This is a genomic window from Argonema galeatum A003/A1, from assembly GCF_023333595.1.
Classification (GTDB): Bacteria; Cyanobacteriota; Cyanobacteriia; order Cyanobacteriales; family Aerosakkonemataceae; genus Argonema; species Argonema galeatum.
Genome location: NZ_JAIQZM010000029.1, coordinates 1 through 21,261 on the forward strand (window position 1 = coordinate 1; position 21,261 = coordinate 21,261).

The window sequence follows — 21,261 nt, forward strand, 5'->3', positions numbered from 1 at the left end:
TGCCCCTCTGCCCCTCTGCCCCTCTGCCCCTCTGCTCCTCTGCCCCTCTGCCCCTCTGCCCCTCTGCTCCTCTGCCCTTTTATTCCATAATTCGTTGCGCCACCTTCCTGAACTCCTGACTTATGGGATGATCCGGGTATCTCAAACAGAAGACACCCTCACTCGCCAGCTGGACGAGATCTTCTGATAGCGGAAAGATCCCCGCTACAGGTGCGTCATAACTTTCCTCGATTTTTTGCTTCAAAGCGTCAACATTAAGTTTGCTGTGAACTTTATTCACCGCTAGCAGCAGTTTGCGGACTTTTAGTTGTCGGGCCACATCTACTGTTACCGCCGTACCTTGATAGTCCTGTTTGTCGGGACGTAGAATCAAGATTAAAACATGAGAAATTGCGATCGATAAAAAGGTTTCTTTTGACAATCCAGGGTGGGTGTCAATAAACAGGTAGTCTAAGTGTAGATTTTTTACCAGCTTGCGAAACCCATCATTGAGCAATCTGACATCATATCCATCCTTCAAAACCCTGGCGATATCGTCTGCTCTCACACTGGAGGGAACCAGAAAAAGTTTGCTATCTCCGCTTAGTCCAACATTGGCGCTAACATCATACGCAGCTTCTTCGATTTGACTCTCTCCCCACAGATAATTATTGAGAGTCTTGTGCATATTTTCCGGGTCTAAGCCAAAAATATTATGAATTCCAGGGGAAGGAACATCAGTATCAACCACACCCACCCGATTTCCGTGCTGAGCAATGGTTGTTGCCAGATTTGCTGTAAAGTTGGACTTTCCGGTGCCACCCCGATAGGAGTGAACTGACACGACTTTCGGCACTTCAGTAACCTCTCAGCAATTTCACGTAAAAGAAAATTTTATCTCAAAATACCATTTATTTGGGAATTATAACGAATAATAAGCGGTCGTTATGATATGCTTATGGGCTCTTCGGTACTTGATATGCTAAAACTTTTGTAGAAATGCAATGCTTTCAAGGCCCTTGCGTTATCTTGGGGCCTTTGCTAAGCATTCCCCAATCAAAATCATTGATTTTCCCTTCATGTTATCTTGGGGAATGCTATCTCCCCAAATACTAAGAATTTGGCATACTAGAAACCGAAGAACCATAAAGCTTTCTTTATTTAAGCTTCACATAAATTACGGATAACTTTACTCAAAATTCATAAAGTTTTAACAAAACTGGGTTATCTTAAAAATTAGGTAGTATGTGTAAATACGTAACTGCTCTCCGAAACTTAATTGCGGTGAGCAGTTGACAAGCAACTAAGTATATGTGTAAAATCATAAGAAATTATTGTGTGTATCTGGAGTTGGCAGAGTCAGGGAGATTGGGCGTTAACATTTGGCGTTTATTTATGCCTATCTGTTCGCGAAAAGTCTACAGGCCAATCCAACCAAAATTTGTCAGTATTTTTTTCCTTTTAGAGTTTTTGTCAATCAAAGGCCGCAATTGCTAATCGGCAAAACATTAAAACCCATCTCACCAGTACAAAGCAGGAGTTACTCATGTCACAGCAAGCGATCCAGTCTATCAATGCTGAAAATTTACCGATTGAAGAGTACAATTTTGTCAAGTCTCAACAAGCGATTTACGAGCTATGTCTAGCACTTCAACAAGATGAAGCGCTCAAATCGCAGCTAGAAACTGCTAAAAACCCCGATAATTTTATCCAGGTTGCCGCCGAACTCGGTTATGATTTTACGGTTTCAGATCTGGAATTCGCCATGCGTTGGGCGCTGGAAAAGACAGATCTCGACTCAGATGAATTCGATGACTATGAACTCAGTGAAGAAGATTTAGAAGCGGTGGCGGGTGGAGTGGTTTACGCAAGAGCAATGTCCAACAATAGTTATTGGCACGATACGGGGATTTTGGTTAACCAACAATGTTTCCATTTACTCGAACAATCGACCGACGCACGAAGCCAAATGGAAGTGGCACTTGAAACGATGGAGTTGTGGAAATGGAAGGGCAACAACACAGTCGAAGTATTCGATCTCGACGGAAAAGTTAGTCCGTACACAATAACTGGCATCGCTTATGATGGGCTTGCCTTGAGTTTATTACAGAACACATCGGGTAAAGAAACTTACTCCAATGGTCTAACTGGTATTCTTCTTTAGAGGGGCGGTATCGGTATCATCGCATTTTTGCATAACAGAATTGTCAGTTAGGCTCGTGGGAAAAGTGGGTAATATAGCTAATTAAGATAGCGCTGAAGCGCAACAACGTACCCATTACAAAATCTTAGGTATGTAGTTGCGCTTCAGCGCTCTTGACTCCTTTCGGGCCACAAGTACCCATGACCCATTCCGAACAAAATCTTAGGTAAGTAGTTGCGCTTCAGCGCTCTTGACTCCTTTCGGGCCACAAGATTATGTAGAGGCATTAGCATTGCAGAATTAAGGTTTCGGTTTTGAGTTAAGATTAATTTTGTAATGTGAGAGCCCGACAACTATATATAGTCTTTGATTATATAAGGGCGTAAGTAAAGAGCGCTTCAGCGCAACTACGTCAGGTTAGCGGGAGAGTGTCAACAAATGCAGACTTATGGCTGGATAAGATGCTGTTGGAGGTTGTTGTGGGTAAGTTACTTGACGCTGAGTGGGACTACTGTATTCACTCAATATGCTTTAGCGCAGCTCATTCCCGATCGGACTCTAGGCAGTGAAAGCTCTGTCACTACTCCAACGGTCATCAACGATATTAGCAGCGATCGCATTGATAATGGAGCGATTCGCGGCGCTAATCTGTTCCACAGTTTTCGGGAATTCAATGTCGGGTCAGGAGGGGGTGTCTATTTTTCTAACCCAGCTGCGATCGAACGAATTATAACGCGAGTGACAGGAGGAAATAGTTCCCAAATCTTAGGAACGCTGGGAGTTTTGGGAAATGCGGACTTATTTTTAATTAATCCCAATGGGATTATCTTTGGCCCCAAGGCTCGATTAGACCTCAAAGGTTCATTTATAGGCAGTACAGCCAGCAGTATTATATTTGCAAATGGCATAGAATTTAGCGCCACTAACCTCCAAGCGCCAGCACTACTAGCTATCAATGTTCCCTTGGGATTGCAATATGGCGCAAATCCCGATCGCATTATCAATCGAAGTAGGGATGGAACCTCAGAATCTACGCTGCAAGTGCCAGTTGGGAAAACTTTTGCGCTAGTGGGTGGCGATGTGATGCTCGAAGGCGGCACAATGAAAGCGTCGCAAGGACGAATAGAATTAGGCAGTGTTGGCGATAACAGTTTAGTCAATCTTACCCCGATCGATCGAGGCTGGGCGCTGAATTATGACGGGGTGCAGAACTTTCGAGATCTCAGCTTATCCCAAGGGGCAATTGTCGATACCAGCGGTGATAGTGGCGGGGATATTCAGATACAGGCAAGGCGCTTAACAATGACTGATGGAGCAGTGATTTCTTCTGATAATGGAGGCTCCCAACGTGGGGGAAATATAGATATCACCACTTCTGAATCGGTGGAACTTGTGGGCGGACTTAACCAGGCTTTTGGCGATTTTCCTGTTTATACCCAGATATCAACTTCTACCGTAGGAACTGGAGCATCTGGTAATTTAACAATTAGAACCGGAAGATTAACCATTCGAGATGGTGCAATTATCGCTAATCAATCAATTGGTGCCGGTAACGCCGGAAATTTGACGGTAGTTGCTTCGGAGCTTATAGAACTGATTGGAGTAGGATCAGATAACCCGTTGATGCCGCCTAGTGGCTTATTTGCACAAGCCTCCTTAGGCGACGTTTCCTTTACAGGTAATGGTGGAAACTTGACTGTGGAAACCAAACGGCTGATTATTCGAGATGGAGCATTAATAGGCACTAATACTTTTACAGCAGGTCAAGCGGGAAATTTGACAGTAAAAGCCTCCGAGTCTATAGAACTGATTGGCACAAATCCCTCGCCAGAATTATCGGGTGGCATCGGTGCGGGGGTTAATATTGGGGCTAAGGGCAATAGCGGCGACTTAACGATCGAAACTAAACGACTCACTATTGAAGGTGGCGGACAGATTGCAGCTTCCACATTGGGTGAGGGTAATGCAGGGGATTTGATTGTCAACGCTTCAGAGTCGATCGAACTGATTGGGACTCGACAAAATGCTGATTTAAGGATCGGTAGTAGCGGCTTGTTTGCTTCGGCAGAGGAAGGCGCTACTGGTAAGGTTGGAGATGCAAGGATTAGTGCTGGAAGGTTGATTGTCCGGGATGGAGCGAGAATCTCAGCAGACAATTTCGGCACAAATTCAGGTGGAAATTTAATGTTAAACGTAGGGCAATTAATTATTCAGAATGGGGGTACTGTAAGGGCTGGATCTTTTGGTGATGGCCCTGGAGGAATCTTAGATGTGAATGCTGATTCGGTGCAGGTAACTGGGATCGGCACATTGGGAGGTGAAACAATTAATAGCGCCTTATTTACTGAAGCCGACGCGGGTGGAAATGCGGGAAACTTGAGGATTACAACTGGCTCTTTGAGAATAGCAGATTCTGGAGAAGTCAATGTAGGCAGTCTGGGGTCAGGAGCGGCAGGTAGCTTGGAAATCAATGCTGATTCGATCGGGCTCGATAACTTTGGTAGGCTTAGATCTGACAGTAAGGCAGGATTTGGGAACATTAATATCCACGCACGGGACTCGTTGATATTACGCGGCAATAGCGGAATTAGCACTAATTCGCAAGGCATCGATCCTGGAGGAAATATCAGTATCACCGCAGCTAACTTAGTGGCGCTGGAAAATAGCGACATTACTGCTAATGCAACAAATAGCTTCGGCGGTCAAGTCACTATTAATGCTTCTGGTATCTTTGGCACTCAGTTCCGCGACAAACAGAGCGATATCACCAGCGATATCACCGCCACTTCCGATTTAGGCGCTCAGTTCGGCGGTACTGTGCAAATCAACACGCCTGATGTAGACCCCAGTGCTGGGTTAGTCGAGCTATCTACAACAGTGGTTGATGTGGAAGGTTTAGTCGCCAAAAACGTTTGTACTCGGCGAGATGAGGCAGGCAGTTCCTTTGTAGTAACAGGAAGGGGTGGTTTACCCCCAAATCCCAACGATCCCATGACCAACGACATTGTAGCGGTTGAGTGGGCTAGGCCCGATCGGGCCGACTCCAAGCTCAGAGGAGGAGGTGGAGGAAGGAGTGAGCGATCGCAAATTACCAATTACCAGATTGTGGAAGCTCAAGGCTGGATAGTCGCTGCGGATGGCACCATTATCCTGACTGCCAAAGCACCCACAGCTACTCCTCACAGTCCCGGCTTGATTCAACCGGGCTGCTAGCCTCTGTCGTTAAACTTGAGCAGGTCTGACTACGCAGCGAAAGCCGATGTGACCAGTAGAGGTATCTACTGTTTCGGGATGACGGGCAGCAGGACGATAGCGGGCGCAATAATTGGCAGCGCAGAGGAACGAGCCGCCCTTGAGTACCTTGCGGGGAAACTGAGGTATATGAGGGTCATAGCTTCCTTCTCTTTTACCACCTCTAGGATTGGCGGGAATACAGCAAGGTTTGGCGGCATTTTCTGGATGACGCTCTTGATACCAGTCGCTCGTCCATTGCCACACATTGCCTGCCATATCATACAAACCGTAGCCATTGGGAGGATAGGAACCGATCGCTTCTGGCTTAGGAATACGGGTTCTTGAGTTTTGCCAGGGAAATTTACCGAGCCAGATGTTGGCCATCAGCTGGCGATTCGGCATCAATTTATCCCCCCAGACATAAGTTGCCCCCTCTAACCCACCACGAGCCGCAAACTCCCACTCTGCTTCGGTGGGCAGCTCTTTGCCAACCCATGTTGCATAAGCTTCGGCATCTTCGTAGGCGATATGAACAACGGGATAATTCTCGCGACCTTCAAGAGAGCTATCGGGCCCTTCGGGATGACGCCAATTGGCTCCGGGTGAGTACTTCCACCAACAGAACGATCGCAAATCGACGGGCTGCGGGGGTAGCCAGAAAACTGCAGATCCAGGCACCAAAAGCTCAGCCTTAGCATGGGGATAGTCCTTAAGTGATGGTTGGCGTTCGGCAACTGTCACATAGCCTGTTGCCTCCACAAAGCCCTGGTATTGCTGGTTTGTGACGGTGTACTTATCCATCCAGAAGCCGCTGACAGAGACCTTGTGGGTGGGGCCTTCTTCGGGATAGTAAGAATCAGACCCCATGATGAAGGTGCCACCGGAAATCCATTCCATATCGCTAGAGGGAGGATTACTGGGTGGGGGAACTTGGGTGAGTGGTTTGGATGGTTTGGAGGAAAAACCTTTGCTGGGGGTCTGCTTCATTTGTATCTCCGATCGATCGCTACGCCTCTAATCGCCATTTTACTGGACAAAAAGCGTAAAGGTTGGGTTAAGGAACTGAATACCCAGAAACCCGGTTTCTCCAAGAAACCGGGTTTCTTCTGAATACCCAGAAACCCGGTTTCTCCGAGAAACCGGGTTTCTAAGAGCGCGGCAGTTTTACGTTTATAGGACTTACGCTTTTCTCCCCCCTAACCCCCCAAATCTGGGGGGGACAAAACTTCTTCTCCCCCCAGATTTGGGGGGCTAGGGGGCAGGTAGGCGTAAATAAACTGAACACCGAGAAACCCGGTTTCTCCAAGAAACCGGGTTTCTAAGGCGCGGCAGTTTTACGTTTAATTATGCTCTACCTCGTCATCAACTCCAGCGAATTCAATTTGACTACCTCTGTAGCGGGTGTAAAAGAGGAAGCCAACTCTGACAAACCGAACACTCTCATCAGTAAGTTACGAAAACTTACAAAGCTAAGTTCCATAGATTGTTTTTTGTCGAACGATAACCAATCTTCTGCCATCCTGACTTCTCTGCTAGCGTTTAACATCCGCAAGCGGCCAGATTCAAATCTACTCAGCATATCCGTTGCTTTGCATTGGGGAGAAAGCAGGCTTCCTTCCTCGTTTCCATTAAATTTTTCACAAACTGATTTATGTGCCGTAGCAATCATCTTGTAGCTGAATGTAAACTGTTCGTGCTGAGGTTTTAGCTGTTCTGGTAAAGATGCAAAGACGGGGTGAAGTCTTCTCCATATAGATATTAAGAAAGAGTGGTCTTGCATCATAATGCCGCTGAATTGGTTGGGCATAGTGTAACGCACCTCTGCTAGGTAAGCCGCAGTGCTAAAACTTCCTGCCATTTCCATTGCTACAGCCGAACCTAACATCAGCGCCGATGCCGTTTCTAGTTCAATCCCAGCTTCTTTTAAGTTTCCAGCTTGCAGCTCTGATTCAAAGCGCAGACAACAGATAATTAAGCCCTGAATTAAGGAAATGAAAACCCAATGGGATTTTACCCAGCATTCCATTGCTTCTGATTGCAGAGGTGGATTTGAGAGGTAGTGTCCAGTTATATCATCAAAAAGCTTTCTCGCTGATAAGGTACTTGCAGCAAGAACCAGGCATTTAGCAACACCTTGTTGGGGTTGAACGCGCCTGATGTTAAAGTATTCATCGTAAACTTGCTCTGGAAGCTCTCCGTTAGAGAGGATTTCTTCTGTTCCCAGGATTTCAAATAAAGAGTTAATAGCCTGTTGCACTTGGCAACTTGATAAAGAATGTTGTGAAAGCAAGCTCAGCGGATGGCTCAATTTATTTTTGAGCGACTCGCTTAAGTTGTAGCTGGTAGGCAGCTCTTCTGGCAGCAACAAATAAAAGTTTTCTGTCATATTCCTGGCCACTTCTTGAGGTGAACTAATTTGAAACAGGTTTAGCAGTTTTAAGTGTTTGCTTCCACTGACTCGGCTACTTGGCAAATTAATTTCCAAGCTTGCTCGACGTTGCTTTTTTCAGTTGTTGCTTGCCCAATCGACATCCGTAAAGTTACTTTTTGGTCAAGCTTGGTCGGAGTTAAGTAGACTTTTCCTGAAGAATTAAGACTGTTAACAATTGCCTGGTTAATTTCATCGCCGCCTTTGTGTCGAAAACAGACTAAGTTGAGGGGTGGATTCCCAACTAACTCAAACTGCGGGTGGGATTTTACCCATTCGGTAAACTCTTGTGCTAAGGCGATATGTTTGCGGATGTAATGTTGTAAGCCTTCGATGCCGTAATGCCGAATTACAAACCAGAGTTTGAGACTTCTGAATCTGCGTCCCAGGGAAATTTGCCAGTCGCGATAGTCAATTACTTTGCCGGATTCGGTAGCCTGATTTTTCAGGTATTCTGGCATGATGGAGAGTGCCTGATTCAGCTTTGTTCTATCCCGCACGTAGAAGCTGGTGCAGTCAAAGTTAGTCAGCATCCATTTATGAGGGTTGAAACAATAGCTATCGGCTAGTTCCAGTCCTTGATGAATCCACCTGAATTCTGGACATAAGGCGGCTGTACCGCTCATTGCGCCGTCAACGTGGAACCAAATGTTGTACTTTTGCGCGATCGCACCTAATTCTGGGATAGGATCGATCGCATTCGATGAAGTTGTCCCTACTGTCGCCGCCAAATAACAAGGCGTTAACCCAGCTTTGATATCGGCTTCGATGCACTGCTGTAGCGCATCTGGACTCATGGCATAGTTGCCATCAACTTCAATCAGGCGGAGGTTTTCCCGGCGCAGTCCCGCAATTTTTACCCCTTTTTCTATTGAGGAGTGCGCTTGAGTGGAAATGTAAGTTACGAGGTTATTAATATCTGCTTTTGCTTGTTCTCTAGCTGCTAGCAATGCTACTAAAGAGGCGCTGCTGGCTGAATCTTGGATAACTCCTCCCCCAGCAGAAGAAGATTTGAAGTGTTCTGGTAGGGCTAGCATATCTACCAGCCAGTCTAAAACGTGGGTTTCTAACTCAGTACAAGCCGGAGAAGTGGCCCACAACATTCCCTGTATTCCCAATCCGGCACTGATTAATTCGCCCAAAATGGAGGGTGCTGAGATGCCGGTGGGAAAGAAGGCAAAGAAGTTGGGTGATTGCCAGTGAGTTATTCCTGGCATGATAATGCGATCGAGATCTTTCAATATTTCCTCGAAAGATTCTCCCTTTTGCGGTGCTGTTTCCGGCAGCTTGGCCCTGATTTCCCCTGGCTCTACTTGAGAAAGAACGGGCAGATTCTCGACGTTCTCTAAGTAGTTGGCTATCCAATCGATTGTTTTATATCCCCAGCGGCGAAATTCCTCTGGAGACATATGGTAGTCTTGTTCTGGTATCATTGAAATTAACGAAGAGTGAAAGTTGGCTAGTTAAACTAGATAGGGAATCAACCTTTTTTTACGTTCTAAACTTACGTTTAGATTTAGGTTGAATTAGGCCGATTCAGGTATAATATTGTGTTTGTTAGGTGAGCGATCGGGCTAGCGTAATTTATTCTCACAAATAGACTCTATTATGAAATCGATAATTTCACATTCGGAGCTATTTTTTCTGCCACCTAACCTGTTTGATTTTTTAGGACTTTGTATTGGGTTGTGTGATTTGAATGGGCATCAAATTTGACTTTGTTTTAAATCTTACAAAACCAGCATACTATAAAATTTCTTATGTGTAATTTTTAATGAGTAGGAAAAGTAGGACTTTGCAATTTAGATGAAGTAGTGTATTTTAGGTAGCAAAAGTAGGAAAGGTAGAAAAGTAAAAAATATTTAGATTTTGCGCTTTACAAAAGTCAGGGATTCAGCTAAGGTTCAACGGTGATGGGGCTGTGAGGGACGGGGAAAAAAGGCGGAGGGAGCTTGTGACTCCGACGTTTCCCTAAGACAGTCAAGGAAAAGCGAAAAACCTATCTTAAACCTTGGGAATAAAGAGTTACTCTCTATACAATTACATATTTCTTCACAAATTCATATACCTTATCTAAAAAATCTTATTTTTGTGTCAAGTACCCGCGACCAACCGCCGGGAAAAACAAAGATGGGACTTACGCATTCGATTTTGTAGGGGCAATTCATGAATTGCCCCTACATCTATACTTCGCAAGGTCATAGAACGAGCTTTTTTAACCCAGCAGTAGGGGCTCCGCATGACCGTATTAATTTGTTGGTTGAACCCAAAGATATTTACCGGAATGCTTGGCCCCTACAAATCAAAAATAACAGTTTGTACCCGTGCGGAGTATAGGTAAAAACGCCTTCAAAGTGTAAGTCCTGGTCAAAATGCAATGTTTATGAGTTTTGGTGTACGATCGGCCCTATAGACTACTCATTATCACAAGTCTGGTTGTTTTTTTCAAATTAAAACAAATTATAATATCTTTGACCTATTTCCGAAAGAAGTTGTAGATCGTTGTAAGGTGGGAATGTCTACCATCTGCTAATTGTCTAGGTTACAGGGGTTTTGGTGGGTAGTGTCAACCTATGTTTAATTATGCCGACCTACTTTATGAGAATCAAAAATTTAGTAGTCGCTATTCTAGGGGTATTATCTTTCATCTGCGCGATCGGCCCAACCCCAGCGATGCCACTATCCGATGCCCAGGTTAACCGCCAAACTCAAAAGACGGAAGTCTTGACATTTTACCAGAGATCTCAAACCGAGCCAACAGCAGAACTAAGGGCGAGTGGATTAGAAGAAGAAGCTGAGCGACTTTATGAAACGGGACAATTCCCAAAAGCTTCAGCCCTGTTGGAGCAGATACAGGCCGATTATAAATCCCAAGGCGATGAATTGGGTCAAGCAAGGGTTTTGAGAAATATTGCATTAGTTTATCAGCAAACGGGAGAACTGTCAAAGGCAAATGAAGCAATTACAAACAGCCTTAACCACCTGCCAAAAGAATCGAAAACCAAAGAGAGCAAACAACTCCTAGCCCAAATTCTAGAAGCTCAAGGGCTTTTACAATTATCTGTCGGTCAGTCCGAACAAGCGCTGGAAACTTGGAAACAAGCTGCCGACAGCTACCAAAAAATAGGAGATATAACTGGAGTAACAAGAAGTAAGATTAACCAGGCTCAAGCACTGCAACGAATGGGGCTATATCATGAGACAATCAAAACTTTAAACGAAATAAATGTTACTTTAAAACACGAACCAGATAGTCTGCTCAAAGCTAAAGGATTGCAAAGTTTGGGAAATGCTCTGCGAGTGACGGGTGAATTGGCGCAATCTGAGGAAATTTTGGCACAAAGTTTGGTGATTGCTCAAAAATTAACTGCACCGGAGTCCATAGCTTCAATTCTACTGAGTTTGGGTAACACAGCCAGATTCCAGGGAAAACCACAAGCAGCCCTAGATTACTATCAACGCGCAGATCGAACATCTTCCTCACTCAATCTTCAGATTCAGGCACAAGTTAATCAATTAAGCCTTTTGGTAGACGAAAAAGAATGGTCAAAAGCTATAGAATTAGTGCCTCAAATTCAGTCTATATTGACTCGCTTACCATTGAGTCGCACAACAATTAATGTTCGTATTAATTTAGCTAAAAGCCTGATAAAAATTGGTAAAATTGGAAAGATAAATTCGCTTAATTCCTCTAATATTGGACAATTATTAGCTACAGCTGTCCAAGAAGCTGAAATTTTACAAGATCCCCGAACATTAGCTTATGCTTTAGGAAGTTTTGGGGGATTGTACGAACAGAACAAACAGTGGAATTACGCCCAAGAGTTAACTAATAAAGCTTTACTTTTAGCGCAAGGTATAAACGCTTCGGATATTGCTTATCAATGGCAGTGGCAACTGGGAAGGATTCTCAAGCAGCAGGGAGATCGAGAAGGTGCGATCGCGGCTTATACTGAAGCAGTTAATACCATCCAGTCTATCCGCAGCGATTTAGCAGCAATTAGCTCAGAAGCGCAGTTTTCTTTTCGAGAAAGTGTAGAACCAGTTTACCGAGAACTAATTGGGTTACTGTTACCAGTAGGAGAAAAAGTAGAGCAATCAGCACTGAAGAAGGCGCGGCAAACAATTGACTCTCTTCAGTTAGCAGAACTAGATAACTTTTTTCGGGATGCCTGTTTAAATACTCAGCCCTTACAAATAGATAATATTGACCCAAAAGCGGCAATATTTTCAACGATTATTTTGAGCGATCGCTTAGAAGTAATTCTGGCATTACCCGGACAACCATTGCGCCGCTACACCACCCTTCTATCCCAACAAGAAATAGAGGCAACACTCCTGCAAGCGCGGAATGCTCTAACATTTCCCAGACTGCGAATTTCCCTGAGAAACTTTTTGGTTCCCTCGCAAAAGATTTACAACTGGTTAATTCGCCCAATGGAAACAGAACTAGCAGATAGCGGCGTCCAAACTCTAGTGTTTGTATTAGACGGTGCAATCCGAAATATCCCCATGAGTTCCCTTTATGATGGTGAAAAATATTTAGTCCAAAAATACAGTATTGCCGTTGCACCCGGTTTGCAATTGATAGATGCCAAACCTTTACAACGAGGTAAGATCAGGGTTCTCACTGCCGGACTGAGCGAAGCACGTCAAGGGTTTTCACCACTTCCGGGCGTGAAGTTTGAATTGGACAGCATCGGGAATGAAGTTTTCACAGAAAAACTGCTGGATCGATCGTTTACCGCATCAAATTTTAAAACGAAAGTAAAATCTTCTTCGTTTCCAATAATTCATTTAGCAACTCACGGTCAATTCAGTTCTCAAGCAAATGACACATTTATTCTCACCTGGGATGATCGAATTAACGCTAAAGATCTAGATAGCCTTTTGCGTGCCGATACAAGAATAGGCCCAGTAGAATTACTTGTCCTCAGTGCTTGTCAGACTGCTGCGGGAGATAATCGAGCAACCTTGGGATTGACGGGGGTAGCTGTGCGGGCAGGGGCACGCAGTACGGTGGCATCTCTGTGGAGTGTCAGCGATGAAGCCACGGCTTTACTAATGACTCGATTCTATGAAGAGTTAGCCCATTCCCAGGCAAATCAGGGTAATGAGGTGACAAAAGCTGAAGCTTTGCGCCGTGCCGAACAGGCGGTTTTGCAGGACGAGAGATTTTCTCACCCCTATTTTTGGTCAGCGTTTGTTCTGGTAGGAAATTGGTTGTAGGTAATTGTTGGTTGTTTGTTGCTAAAATTTATCATCCATAATCGAATGGCGCTAAGTTAAGGGAGGCAGAGCCTCCAAAACCTTGCTCCCAGGTTCAACCTGGGAGCGAGAATTGAAAATTTCCAAATATAGCAACCGCCAAGGCGGTTAAGCCATAAATCTGGGGTAGGGGCGAAGCATTCGGGTAGTAAATGTTCTGTTTTAACCAATAAATTATATGCCCGAATGCTTCGCCCCTACTGTCCTAATCGCCTTGGCGGTTGCTATAAATTTGGAATCTGCCATCTAAAATTTGAAATTCCTAATGACTAATGACAAAAAGAAAGATTTATTCAGAAAAGCATCGCTAGATCGTTTATCTTCTCCTGAACGTCTAGATGAGCTGATCCAAGTAGTCAGTCCTAAAGATTGGCTACCTTTAATTACATTAGGTGGATTGGTGTTTGTTGGTTTGTTTTGGAGTATTTTTGGACGTATACCGATCGCAGTTAGCGGTCAAGGAGTTTTACTGCGATCGGGCCAGGTTATAGAACTTCAATCCCCCAAATCTGGACAGTTACAGCAGCTAAAAGTCAAAGTTGGGGATTGCGTTAAGAAGGACAACGGCGATGAGAAAGACGATCCAGAAGAGATATTAGCAGTAATTGATCCACTTGAGCTTAAGCAAAAACGTCAGTTAGAAGCCTTGAAACTTCAGGAATTACAAAAACAGGAGCGGGACGCCACTGCGATCGCACTGCAAAGAAACCAACTGGAAAAAGCAAGTTTGCAACAGCAGCGAACCAGCTTGCGACAACGTTTACAAGACACTCAAACTTTAACGCCCTTGTTGAAAAACCAAAGCAGCATCTCTATCCAACAGCAGCGAGAAAATTTACTAAACCGCCTCCAGAATACTCAAGCCTTAACACCTATACTCAGGGATAAAAAAAGCAGCGCTATTCAACAACAGCGAGAAAGCTTGCAACAACGCCTGCGAGATGCTCAGGCGCGGGCCCCTATTCTCAACGAGAGACTCAAAAGACGCCAGGACTTATTAAAACAGGGAGCGATCGCCAGCGATCAAGTACTTGAAGCAGAACAGCAATATACAGAAAGCCTTCAGAATATTTCCGAGATTCAAGCTCAATTGAAACAACTAGATGTTGACGAAGCTCAATCCGAACAAACTTATCTGGATAACCTCAGTAAAATAAGCGAAATTCAAGTTCAGTTAAAGCAACTGGATGTTGAAAAAACAGATGCTGAACAAAAATACTTGGAAAATCTTAATAAAATCTCAGATATTAAAACTCAGTTAAAAGAACTAGACACCAAGGATAAAACCCTCGAACAACAAAACTTAGACGCTTTAACAACTAGGAAAAATCAGATTCTTGATGTCGAACAGGATATTAAACAACTTGACCAACAAATTCAAGCCAACAGCACTATTAAAAGTCAGTACAGCGGCTGTATTCTAGAGCTTACTGTTAGTGGCGGGCAATTTGTTAATCCTGGAACTCGTATAGGCTCAATCCAGATCCAAGAAACATCCCAGCCGATCTTGGCAGTTACTTATTTTCCTGTTAGGGATGGTAAGCAAATTAAACCGGGAATGTCGATCCAAATTACACCAACTACAGTGAAGCGGGAAAGATTTGGGGGAATTGTCGGTACTGTGATTTCTGTCTCGGAATTTCCCGTTACTAAAGAAGGTGCTGCGAGTACGATTGGTAATGCAGAAGTGGTAGAAAGTTTGATGTCTCAATCCAAAGAATCTCAGATAGAAGTTTGGGCGCAATTGAAGCCGAATTCTGCAAGTTCCAGCGGCTATGAGTGGTCTTCTTCCAAAGGGCCACCGGATTTTAAAATATCTGCTGGAACTACCACTACTGTGCAAGTTACAGTAGAACAACGGGCCCCTATTCAATTTGTATTACCGTTTTTGAGAGAGTGGAGCGGAATAAATTGATTTTAGATTTTAGATTTTAGATTGAATGAAAAGATATCTGCTCCTAAGAAAATATCCTTCTTATATCTGCGTTCATCTGCGTTCATCCGTCTTCATCTGCGGTAAAATTTAACCAACGATGAAAACAAAAGATTTTAGTAACGCAAGTTGCTAGTTATATAATTGAGGGTGGTATTAGGTACGTAGTTGCGCTTTAGCGCTCTTATCCCAGTTGTAATAAGAGCGCTAAAGCGCAACTACATACCCAGAAAGCAAGTAAATAGCAACTATTGATGCAAAAAAACAGAATAATAGAATCTTTTTAAACTACTTTTTGAAGAATTACCAATGAGCATCCAAAAATTAAAATCCAAAATCCAAAATCCAAAATCCAAAATCGTTAAGACTCCTACGGTGCTGCAAATGGAGGCGGTGGAATGCGGTGCTGCTGCTTTGGGGATGATTCTGGGTTACTACGATCGCATTGTACCCTTAGCAGAACTCCGTGAAGAGTGCGGCGTATCTCGCGATGGGAGTAAGGCTGCCAATCTCGTCAAAGCGGCCCAACGTTATGGGATGCAGGCAAAAGGCTTTAAAAAAGGGCTAGAGGCGCTGGCTGAAGTGCCAGTACCCTATATCGTGTTTTGGAACTTCGAGCATTTTCTGGTGGTAGAGGGGTTTAAAAGCGATCGCGTTTATCTCAACGACCCAGCTAGCGGACGACGCCGCATATCCAGACAAGAATTCTCTCAAGCTTATACTGGCATCGTACTGGTGATCGAACCAGGGCCAGAGTTTAAAAAAGGCGGTAAAAAGCGAAACACGCTTTTAGCTTTACACACCCGCCTGAAAAACTCCTACGATATAATTCTGTTCTCTATATTGGCGGGTTTCCTTCTCACCCTCCCCCGCTTAGCAGTACCAGCATTTAGCCAAGTTTTTACAGATGAAATTCTCATTCAAGGTCGCGAGGATTGGCTGCGGCCTTTATTGTTAGGAATGGTAATAACATCTGTAGTTCAAAGTCTTTTAGCGCGATTGCGGCTAATTTATTTGCGACGGCTGACAATCAAATTGTCCGTCGTTATGACAGGACAGTTTATTTGGCATATTCTGCGTTTGCCAGTGGGGTTTTACGCCCATCGTTTTGCTGGTGAAATCGGCAATCGCACCGCACTAAACAGCAAAGTGGTAACCGTACTCAATAGTATTTCTACCACGGCGATCGATACAGTCATGCTAGTTTTTTACTTCCTACTCATGATTATGTACGATCGGGTGCTGACACTGATGACAGTCAGTTTTGCCGCCATCAATTTGATCGTTTTGCAGCTGCTACGCCGTCTCCGCCTCGATGCCAACTTAAAGATCAGTCAGGAAAGCGGTAAACTTTCTGGTGCTGCGATTGATAGTCTTCAATCGTTAGAAACTGTGAAAGCTTCCGGACTTGAATCGGATTTATTTGCTAAATTTGCTGGATACCATACCAAAGCCCTGAACGCCCAACAGGATTTAGCTTTACAGAGTCAAATCTTAACTTTATTACCAACGATTTTGACAGCGCTGGCAACCACCGCCCTGTTGATAGTTGGTGGCTTTCGGGTAATGGAAGGCAGCCTAACTATTGGGATGCTAATTGCTTATCAGAGTTTGGTTGGCAGTTTTCTGGGGCCAGTTAATAATCTAGTCAATTTCGGCAGTAGCCTACAAATGTTAGAAGCCGATTTAGATCGTCTTGATGACGTTTTGCAAAATCCCGTTGACCCCGAAGTGGAGAGGGGCAAAGGGGCAGAGGGGCAGAGGGGCAGAGGAGTATTTTCCCAGTCCCCAGTCGCCAACCCCCAGTCCCCAGTCCTTTCGTTTAAATTGCAAGGCTATGTTGAGTTACGCAACATTACTTTTGGTTACAACCTGTTAGAAGCGCCCCTGATTGAAAACTTTAACTTAATTTTGAAACCTGGGCAGCGGGTGGCGCTAGTGGGGAGTAGCGGTTCTGGTAAGTCCACTATAGCCAAACTGATTGCGGGTTTATATGCACCTTGGCAAGGTGAAATCCTGTTTGATGATGTACCCCGGAATCAGATTCCGCGCTTGGTTTTAGCAAATTCCCTGGCTATGGTTGAGCAAGATATCTTTTTGTTTAAGGGAACTGTACGCGACAATTTGACTCTCTGGAATTCAACTGTGCCGACAGCAAATTTAATACAAGCTTGTCAGGATGCCGCAATTCACGATTTGATTATGTCGATGCCTGGGGGATATGATGCCGAAATAGCTGAAAGAGGAGTAAATATTAGTGGAGGGCAACGTCAGCGTTTAGAAATTGCCAGGGCTTTAGTGATGAATCCGACAGTTTTGATATTAGATGAGGCAACGAGTTCTCTAGACGCTGAAACTGAGTTGATTATCGATCGCAATCTCCGGCAGCGCGGTTGTGCCTGCATTGTGGTGGCGCACCGCCTCAGCACGATTCGCGATTGCGATGAAATTATTGTGCTGGAACGGGGCAAAATAGTACAGCGGGGTTCTCACGAGGAATTACGGCAAGAGGGAGGAATTTACAGTCGTTTGCTAATGGCTAATGGTTAAGATGTCCGTTAGCATAGATTGCCTAAAAAATTCGCCCTCTTATCTGCGTTTATCTGTCTTAATCTGCGGTAAGAATTTGACAAATTACAATTTTTAGGGTAAGAATAGTGAAATCGCTACAAATCGATTAGAAGACCAAGAGATAGCAGTGTTGTCTTTGCATTTGTTGCAAATCTGTTTGGTGTATATCAATACGTTGATGATGCAGCGGATTTTGTCGGAGAAAGATTGGTTGAAGCTGATGCACAAAGATGATTTTCGCGCTCTGACGCCGCTGACTTGGGGGCATATCTACCCTTATGGGACTTTCCGGTTGGATTTGGATGAGCGATTGTTGATTGACCAGGTGGCTTCTTGAACTGGAAAAAATAAACGCTAAAACCCTTATCAAGCAAGGGTTTGAATTGCTAATTGGCGGCTAGTCAGCTTCGCTATTTATGGGCATAATCGCCTCACATATTCAATTTTTATTGTACTGACTAACCCTGATTTCTATTTTTCCTCTGCCTAGAGTGACAAAAGAGGGTTAAGCTGGTAATTGCTTCTGTAATTGCGAGTAATGTCGGTTATATGCTTTAGTTTTGGCAATTCAACCAGCTTATGAGTGAAAACCACAGATTTGACGGTCAGTTTTGGCAAAGATTTTTAGCCCTTGTCCAGCCTTACTGGTATCCACTATCCGATAAAAGAGGAACTTTTCTAGGGCTGTTGCTGTTGCTAATAGCATTCCTCTCAATAGCTTCTTTTTCTATTGTCAGCGCAATCAGCTTAGGAGGACAGCACTACTTTCCAGAAATCCTCAACAGTATTGCTCCAGGTTTAGCGGACTATGTTGCCCAGATCATCAAGTCCCCAGCTATCTATTTCATTGGTTTACTTTTGCTTGCTACCATTGCTGGTTATTCCTACTACAAGCAACAGTTACAAGATCTTTGGCGACCGTGGTTAATGTTAACAATTATATTCTTGTTGTTGTTATCAAGTACTGGAGTAAATGTTCTGAGTAGCTATGTGAATAGGGACTTGATCACCGTGATGGCTCGACAGCAGTTGTCAAACTACATTCCCCTGCTCTTACTTTACAGCAGTTCGCTAATCGCCATCATCCCCTTGATGGTTTTTTCCGACTACATCAGAAAGAAACTCTGTCTCCACTGGCAACAATGGTTAACCAACTATTTCCTCGATCAGTATCTCTACAATAGAGCCTATTACGAACTTAAGACCAATCTTGATGTCGATAACCCAGACCAGCGTATTTCCAAGGAAGTTGAGTCGTTTACTCAAACCATCTTGAATTTTTGGGTCGCTATTCTTAATCAAGTTGTTAATCTAATCGCTTACGGAATCATTCTCTGGTCGATTTCTAAATTACTGGTTACTACTCTGGTGGTTTATTCTGTGTTGGCTAACCTGAGCGTGATTTTTTTTAGTAAACAGTTAGTTAATCTTAACGGTGAAAAACTCCAATACGAAGCAAACTTCCGGTATGGCTTGGTTCGGCTCCGCGACAATGCTGAATCTATCGCCTTCTCTCGTGGAGAAAATCAAGAATTGAGCATAGTGAAGCGGCGACTTGCTCAACTCATGCAAAACTTGAATCTGATCGTTGGCTGGGAACGGAATATAGAATTCCTGACTGTGGCGTATCAAAACTCTATCTTTATCATACCGTTCTTACTCGTAGGACCATTGTATTTTAGCGGTCAGGTTGAGTTAGGGACAGTGACTCAAGCGAGTATATTATGCGCTCAGCTTTCGGGGGCGCTTTCAGTAATTGTACGTAGGTTTGATACCCTCAGTGCTCTTGCTGCTGTGGTTAATCGCTTAGCTACCCTCGCGGAGGTTTTGTCAGCGCCGAAGAAACAAGAAAATGTCAGCACTATTGAACTGGTGGAGGACAACCGCTTTGCTCTCGAAGCGATGACTTTGCAAACTCCTAACGGCGAACAAACATTAGTTCAAGATCTGTCGCTTTCAGTAGAACCTGGTGAGGGGATACTGATTATGGGGGCTAGTGGTCTTGGCAAGAGTTCTCTGCTTAGGGCGATCGCCGGGTTGTGGAACACAGGGAAGGGTCGCATTATACGACCCAGCCTTGAAGAAATCATGTTTTTACCCCAGCGTCCTTACATGATTCTGGGTTCTCTACGGCAACAGTTGCTCTACCCCAATGCTAATCGTGAAATTCAAGATGAAGAACTGGAGTCAGTGCTGCACCAAGTTAACCTTCCCGAATTGCTTTCTAAAGTCGGCGGCTTTGATGCAGAACTAGACTGGAGTAGCGTTTTGTCCCAAGGCGAACAACAGCGTCTTGCCTTCGCAAGACTCTTGCTCAATCGACCTCGTTATGCCTTCTTGGACGAAGCAACTAGCGCTTTGGATGGGCAAAACGAGAAGCATCTCTACCAACAGCTACAGGAAAGCGAAACCACCTTTATCAGTGTTGGTCATCGAGAGAGTTTACTGAACTATCATAAGCTTGTTCTAGAAATCTTGAGTGATTCTAGCTGGCGGCTGATACCAGTACAAAACTTTGTCGCTCGGCTTGATAACCTGGAAAATCGTTCATTCTCTGAAGTTATTGCTGACTAGCTTGGTAGCGAGCGACAACTAATGATATCATCAACTGTGGGTTCTATTACTTTGAGTTTTTTGTGAGGTTAATTGTTAAACAAGTCGATTTCATTACTCGTATCAAATCAAATGCGGCGTTTGAAATCGAAGAGATTTACAGCTACCATTTCAGCTTCAAAGACCGGGTGATTTACTTCAAAACTTGCGACAAACACCAACCACTGTTACGGTTGCATTTGGTCGAAGTCCGCTAAGGTAGAACCGGGCAACCGCTATACACCTCCTGACAAACCGAAAAAATCCTTAATTGGTCACCTATCATACTGACGTAAAATGACCATAGATTCTAAGCCTTCTTCCATTTCCGAATTCCACTGGCCATACTACCTTCGCCATAACGAAAAGCGTCTGGCTCACTTGGCTTCGCTAAATCTGCCTTTAGAAAACAGGACAGTCCTGGAAATTGCAGCTGGTATTGGGGATCATACTCCCTTTTTCTTGGCGCGTGGATGCTCTGTGACAATCATCGAAGGGAGAGCCGAGAATCTTGAGGTGCTTAGGGATAGATACCCAGAAAACCGGATAGTACAGTTAGATATGGATTGTCCCAAGTGGGATACAGAAGAATTATTTGATATCGTTTACTGCTACGGCGCACTAAATCATTTCTCTAAGCCAGATAAGGCTATTGAGTTTATGTCCTGCCATTGCCGCGATTTATTGTTAGTGGAAAGCCTCGTATCTTTTGGGGATGGTGAAGAAATTAGCCTTTGTGAGGAACTAGACAATCCGACACAATCGCTGTGTCAGATTGGTTGCCGTCCGACCCGTAAATGGATATATGCACAGTTGCAAAAGTATTTTGAATTTGTGTATCTGCCAATCACCCAACCAGACCATGAGCAATTCCCCACTGACTGGACAAAGCCCCCTAAATCATCATTAACTAAAAGCCGTGCCGTGTTTGTCGCCTCAAGAGCGCCGATTGATAATCCCTTGCTAAGTCCGAAACTAGAGAATTACCAGACAAGGTTTAGCATTCAAACTTGATGAAAACAAAGATATTCAAGTTGGGTTTTGCGGACTGAATAGCAGATTCTAAAAGAGTTCGGAACACATTCTTTCCCGCAAGCCCTCCCAATCTGTGTT

At 44.2% G+C, this 21,261-nt stretch carries 11 protein-coding genes and 1 pseudogene; 8 read left to right on the forward strand and 4 right to left on the reverse strand.

Annotated elements, in window-relative coordinates; all coding sequences use genetic code 11:
• Positions 1 to 79: 79 nt before the first annotated feature.
• On the reverse strand, positions 80 to 835 hold the full coding sequence (locus LAY41_RS23950) for a MinD/ParA family ATP-binding protein (RefSeq protein WP_249103552.1): 756 nt from the start codon (positions 833 to 835) through the stop codon (positions 80 to 82).
• Positions 836 to 1,525: 690 nt separating this feature from the next.
• On the opposite strand from LAY41_RS23950, the gene LAY41_RS23955 reads away from it, so the two are divergent.
• Positions 1,526 to 2,143, forward strand: a complete 618-nt coding sequence (locus tag LAY41_RS23955) for a Nif11-like leader peptide family RiPP precursor (RefSeq protein ID WP_249103554.1) — start codon at positions 1,526 to 1,528, stop codon at positions 2,141 to 2,143.
• Between the two features lie 417 nt (positions 2,144 to 2,560).
• Positions 2,561 to 5,335 (forward strand): beta strand repeat-containing protein, encoded by a 2,775-nt coding sequence (locus tag LAY41_RS23960; protein ID WP_249103556.1) that lies wholly within the window; start codon positions 2,561 to 2,563, stop codon positions 5,333 to 5,335.
• Positions 5,336 to 5,344: 9 nt separating this feature from the next.
• On the opposite strand, the gene LAY41_RS23965 is transcribed toward LAY41_RS23960, so the two are convergent.
• The 3 genes from LAY41_RS23965 to LAY41_RS23975 form a co-directional block, all read right to left on the reverse strand.
• Positions 5,345 to 6,343 carry a formylglycine-generating enzyme family protein gene (locus LAY41_RS23965; protein ID WP_249103558.1) on the reverse strand — a complete coding sequence of 333 codons (999 nt, stop codon included), beginning with the start codon at positions 6,341 to 6,343 and terminating at the stop codon, positions 5,345 to 5,347.
• A gap of 364 nt (positions 6,344 to 6,707) precedes the next feature.
• Positions 6,708 to 7,742, reverse strand: coding sequence for a hypothetical protein (locus tag LAY41_RS23970; RefSeq protein ID WP_249103560.1), 1,035 nt, complete (start codon positions 7,740 to 7,742; stop codon positions 6,708 to 6,710).
• A gap of 50 nt (positions 7,743 to 7,792) precedes the next feature.
• Complete coding sequence (locus tag LAY41_RS23975) at positions 7,793 to 9,217, reverse strand: pyridoxal-dependent decarboxylase (protein WP_249103562.1); 1,425 nt, start codon at positions 9,215 to 9,217, stop codon at positions 7,793 to 7,795.
• Between the two features lie 1,165 nt (positions 9,218 to 10,382).
• On the opposite strand from LAY41_RS23975, the gene LAY41_RS23980 reads away from it, so the two are divergent.
• The 6 genes and pseudogenes from LAY41_RS23980 (at position 10,383) to LAY41_RS24005 (ending at position 21,162) form a co-directional block, all read left to right on the forward strand.
• Positions 10,383 to 13,013 carry a CHAT domain-containing protein gene (locus LAY41_RS23980; protein WP_249103564.1) on the forward strand — a complete coding sequence of 877 codons (2,631 nt, stop codon included), beginning with the start codon at positions 10,383 to 10,385 and terminating at the stop codon, positions 13,011 to 13,013.
• 304 nt (positions 13,014 to 13,317) lie between these two features.
• Positions 13,318 to 14,967 carry an NHLP bacteriocin system secretion protein gene (locus tag LAY41_RS23985; protein WP_249103566.1) on the forward strand — a complete coding sequence of 550 codons (1,650 nt, stop codon included), beginning with the start codon at positions 13,318 to 13,320 and terminating at the stop codon, positions 14,965 to 14,967.
• 327 nt (positions 14,968 to 15,294) lie between these two features.
• Complete coding sequence (locus LAY41_RS23990; protein WP_249103568.1) at positions 15,295 to 17,535, forward strand: NHLP family bacteriocin export ABC transporter peptidase/permease/ATPase subunit; 2,241 nt, start codon at positions 15,295 to 15,297, stop codon at positions 17,533 to 17,535.
• Between the two features lie 97 nt (positions 17,536 to 17,632).
• Positions 17,633 to 17,893: pseudogene (locus tag LAY41_RS23995) on the forward strand (Tn3 family transposase); the annotation flags it as partial.
• A 242-nt stretch (positions 17,894 to 18,135) separates the two neighbouring features.
• Positions 18,136 to 20,130 (forward strand): ABC transporter ATP-binding protein/permease, encoded by a 1,995-nt coding sequence (locus tag LAY41_RS24000; protein ID WP_249103570.1) that lies wholly within the window; start codon positions 18,136 to 18,138, stop codon positions 20,128 to 20,130.
• 315 nt (positions 20,131 to 20,445) lie between these two features.
• A complete protein-coding gene (locus tag LAY41_RS24005) occupies positions 20,446 to 21,162 on the forward strand; it encodes a class I SAM-dependent methyltransferase (protein ID WP_249103572.1) in 717 nt (238 codons plus the stop codon).
• Positions 21,163 to 21,261: the final 99 nt, after the last annotated feature.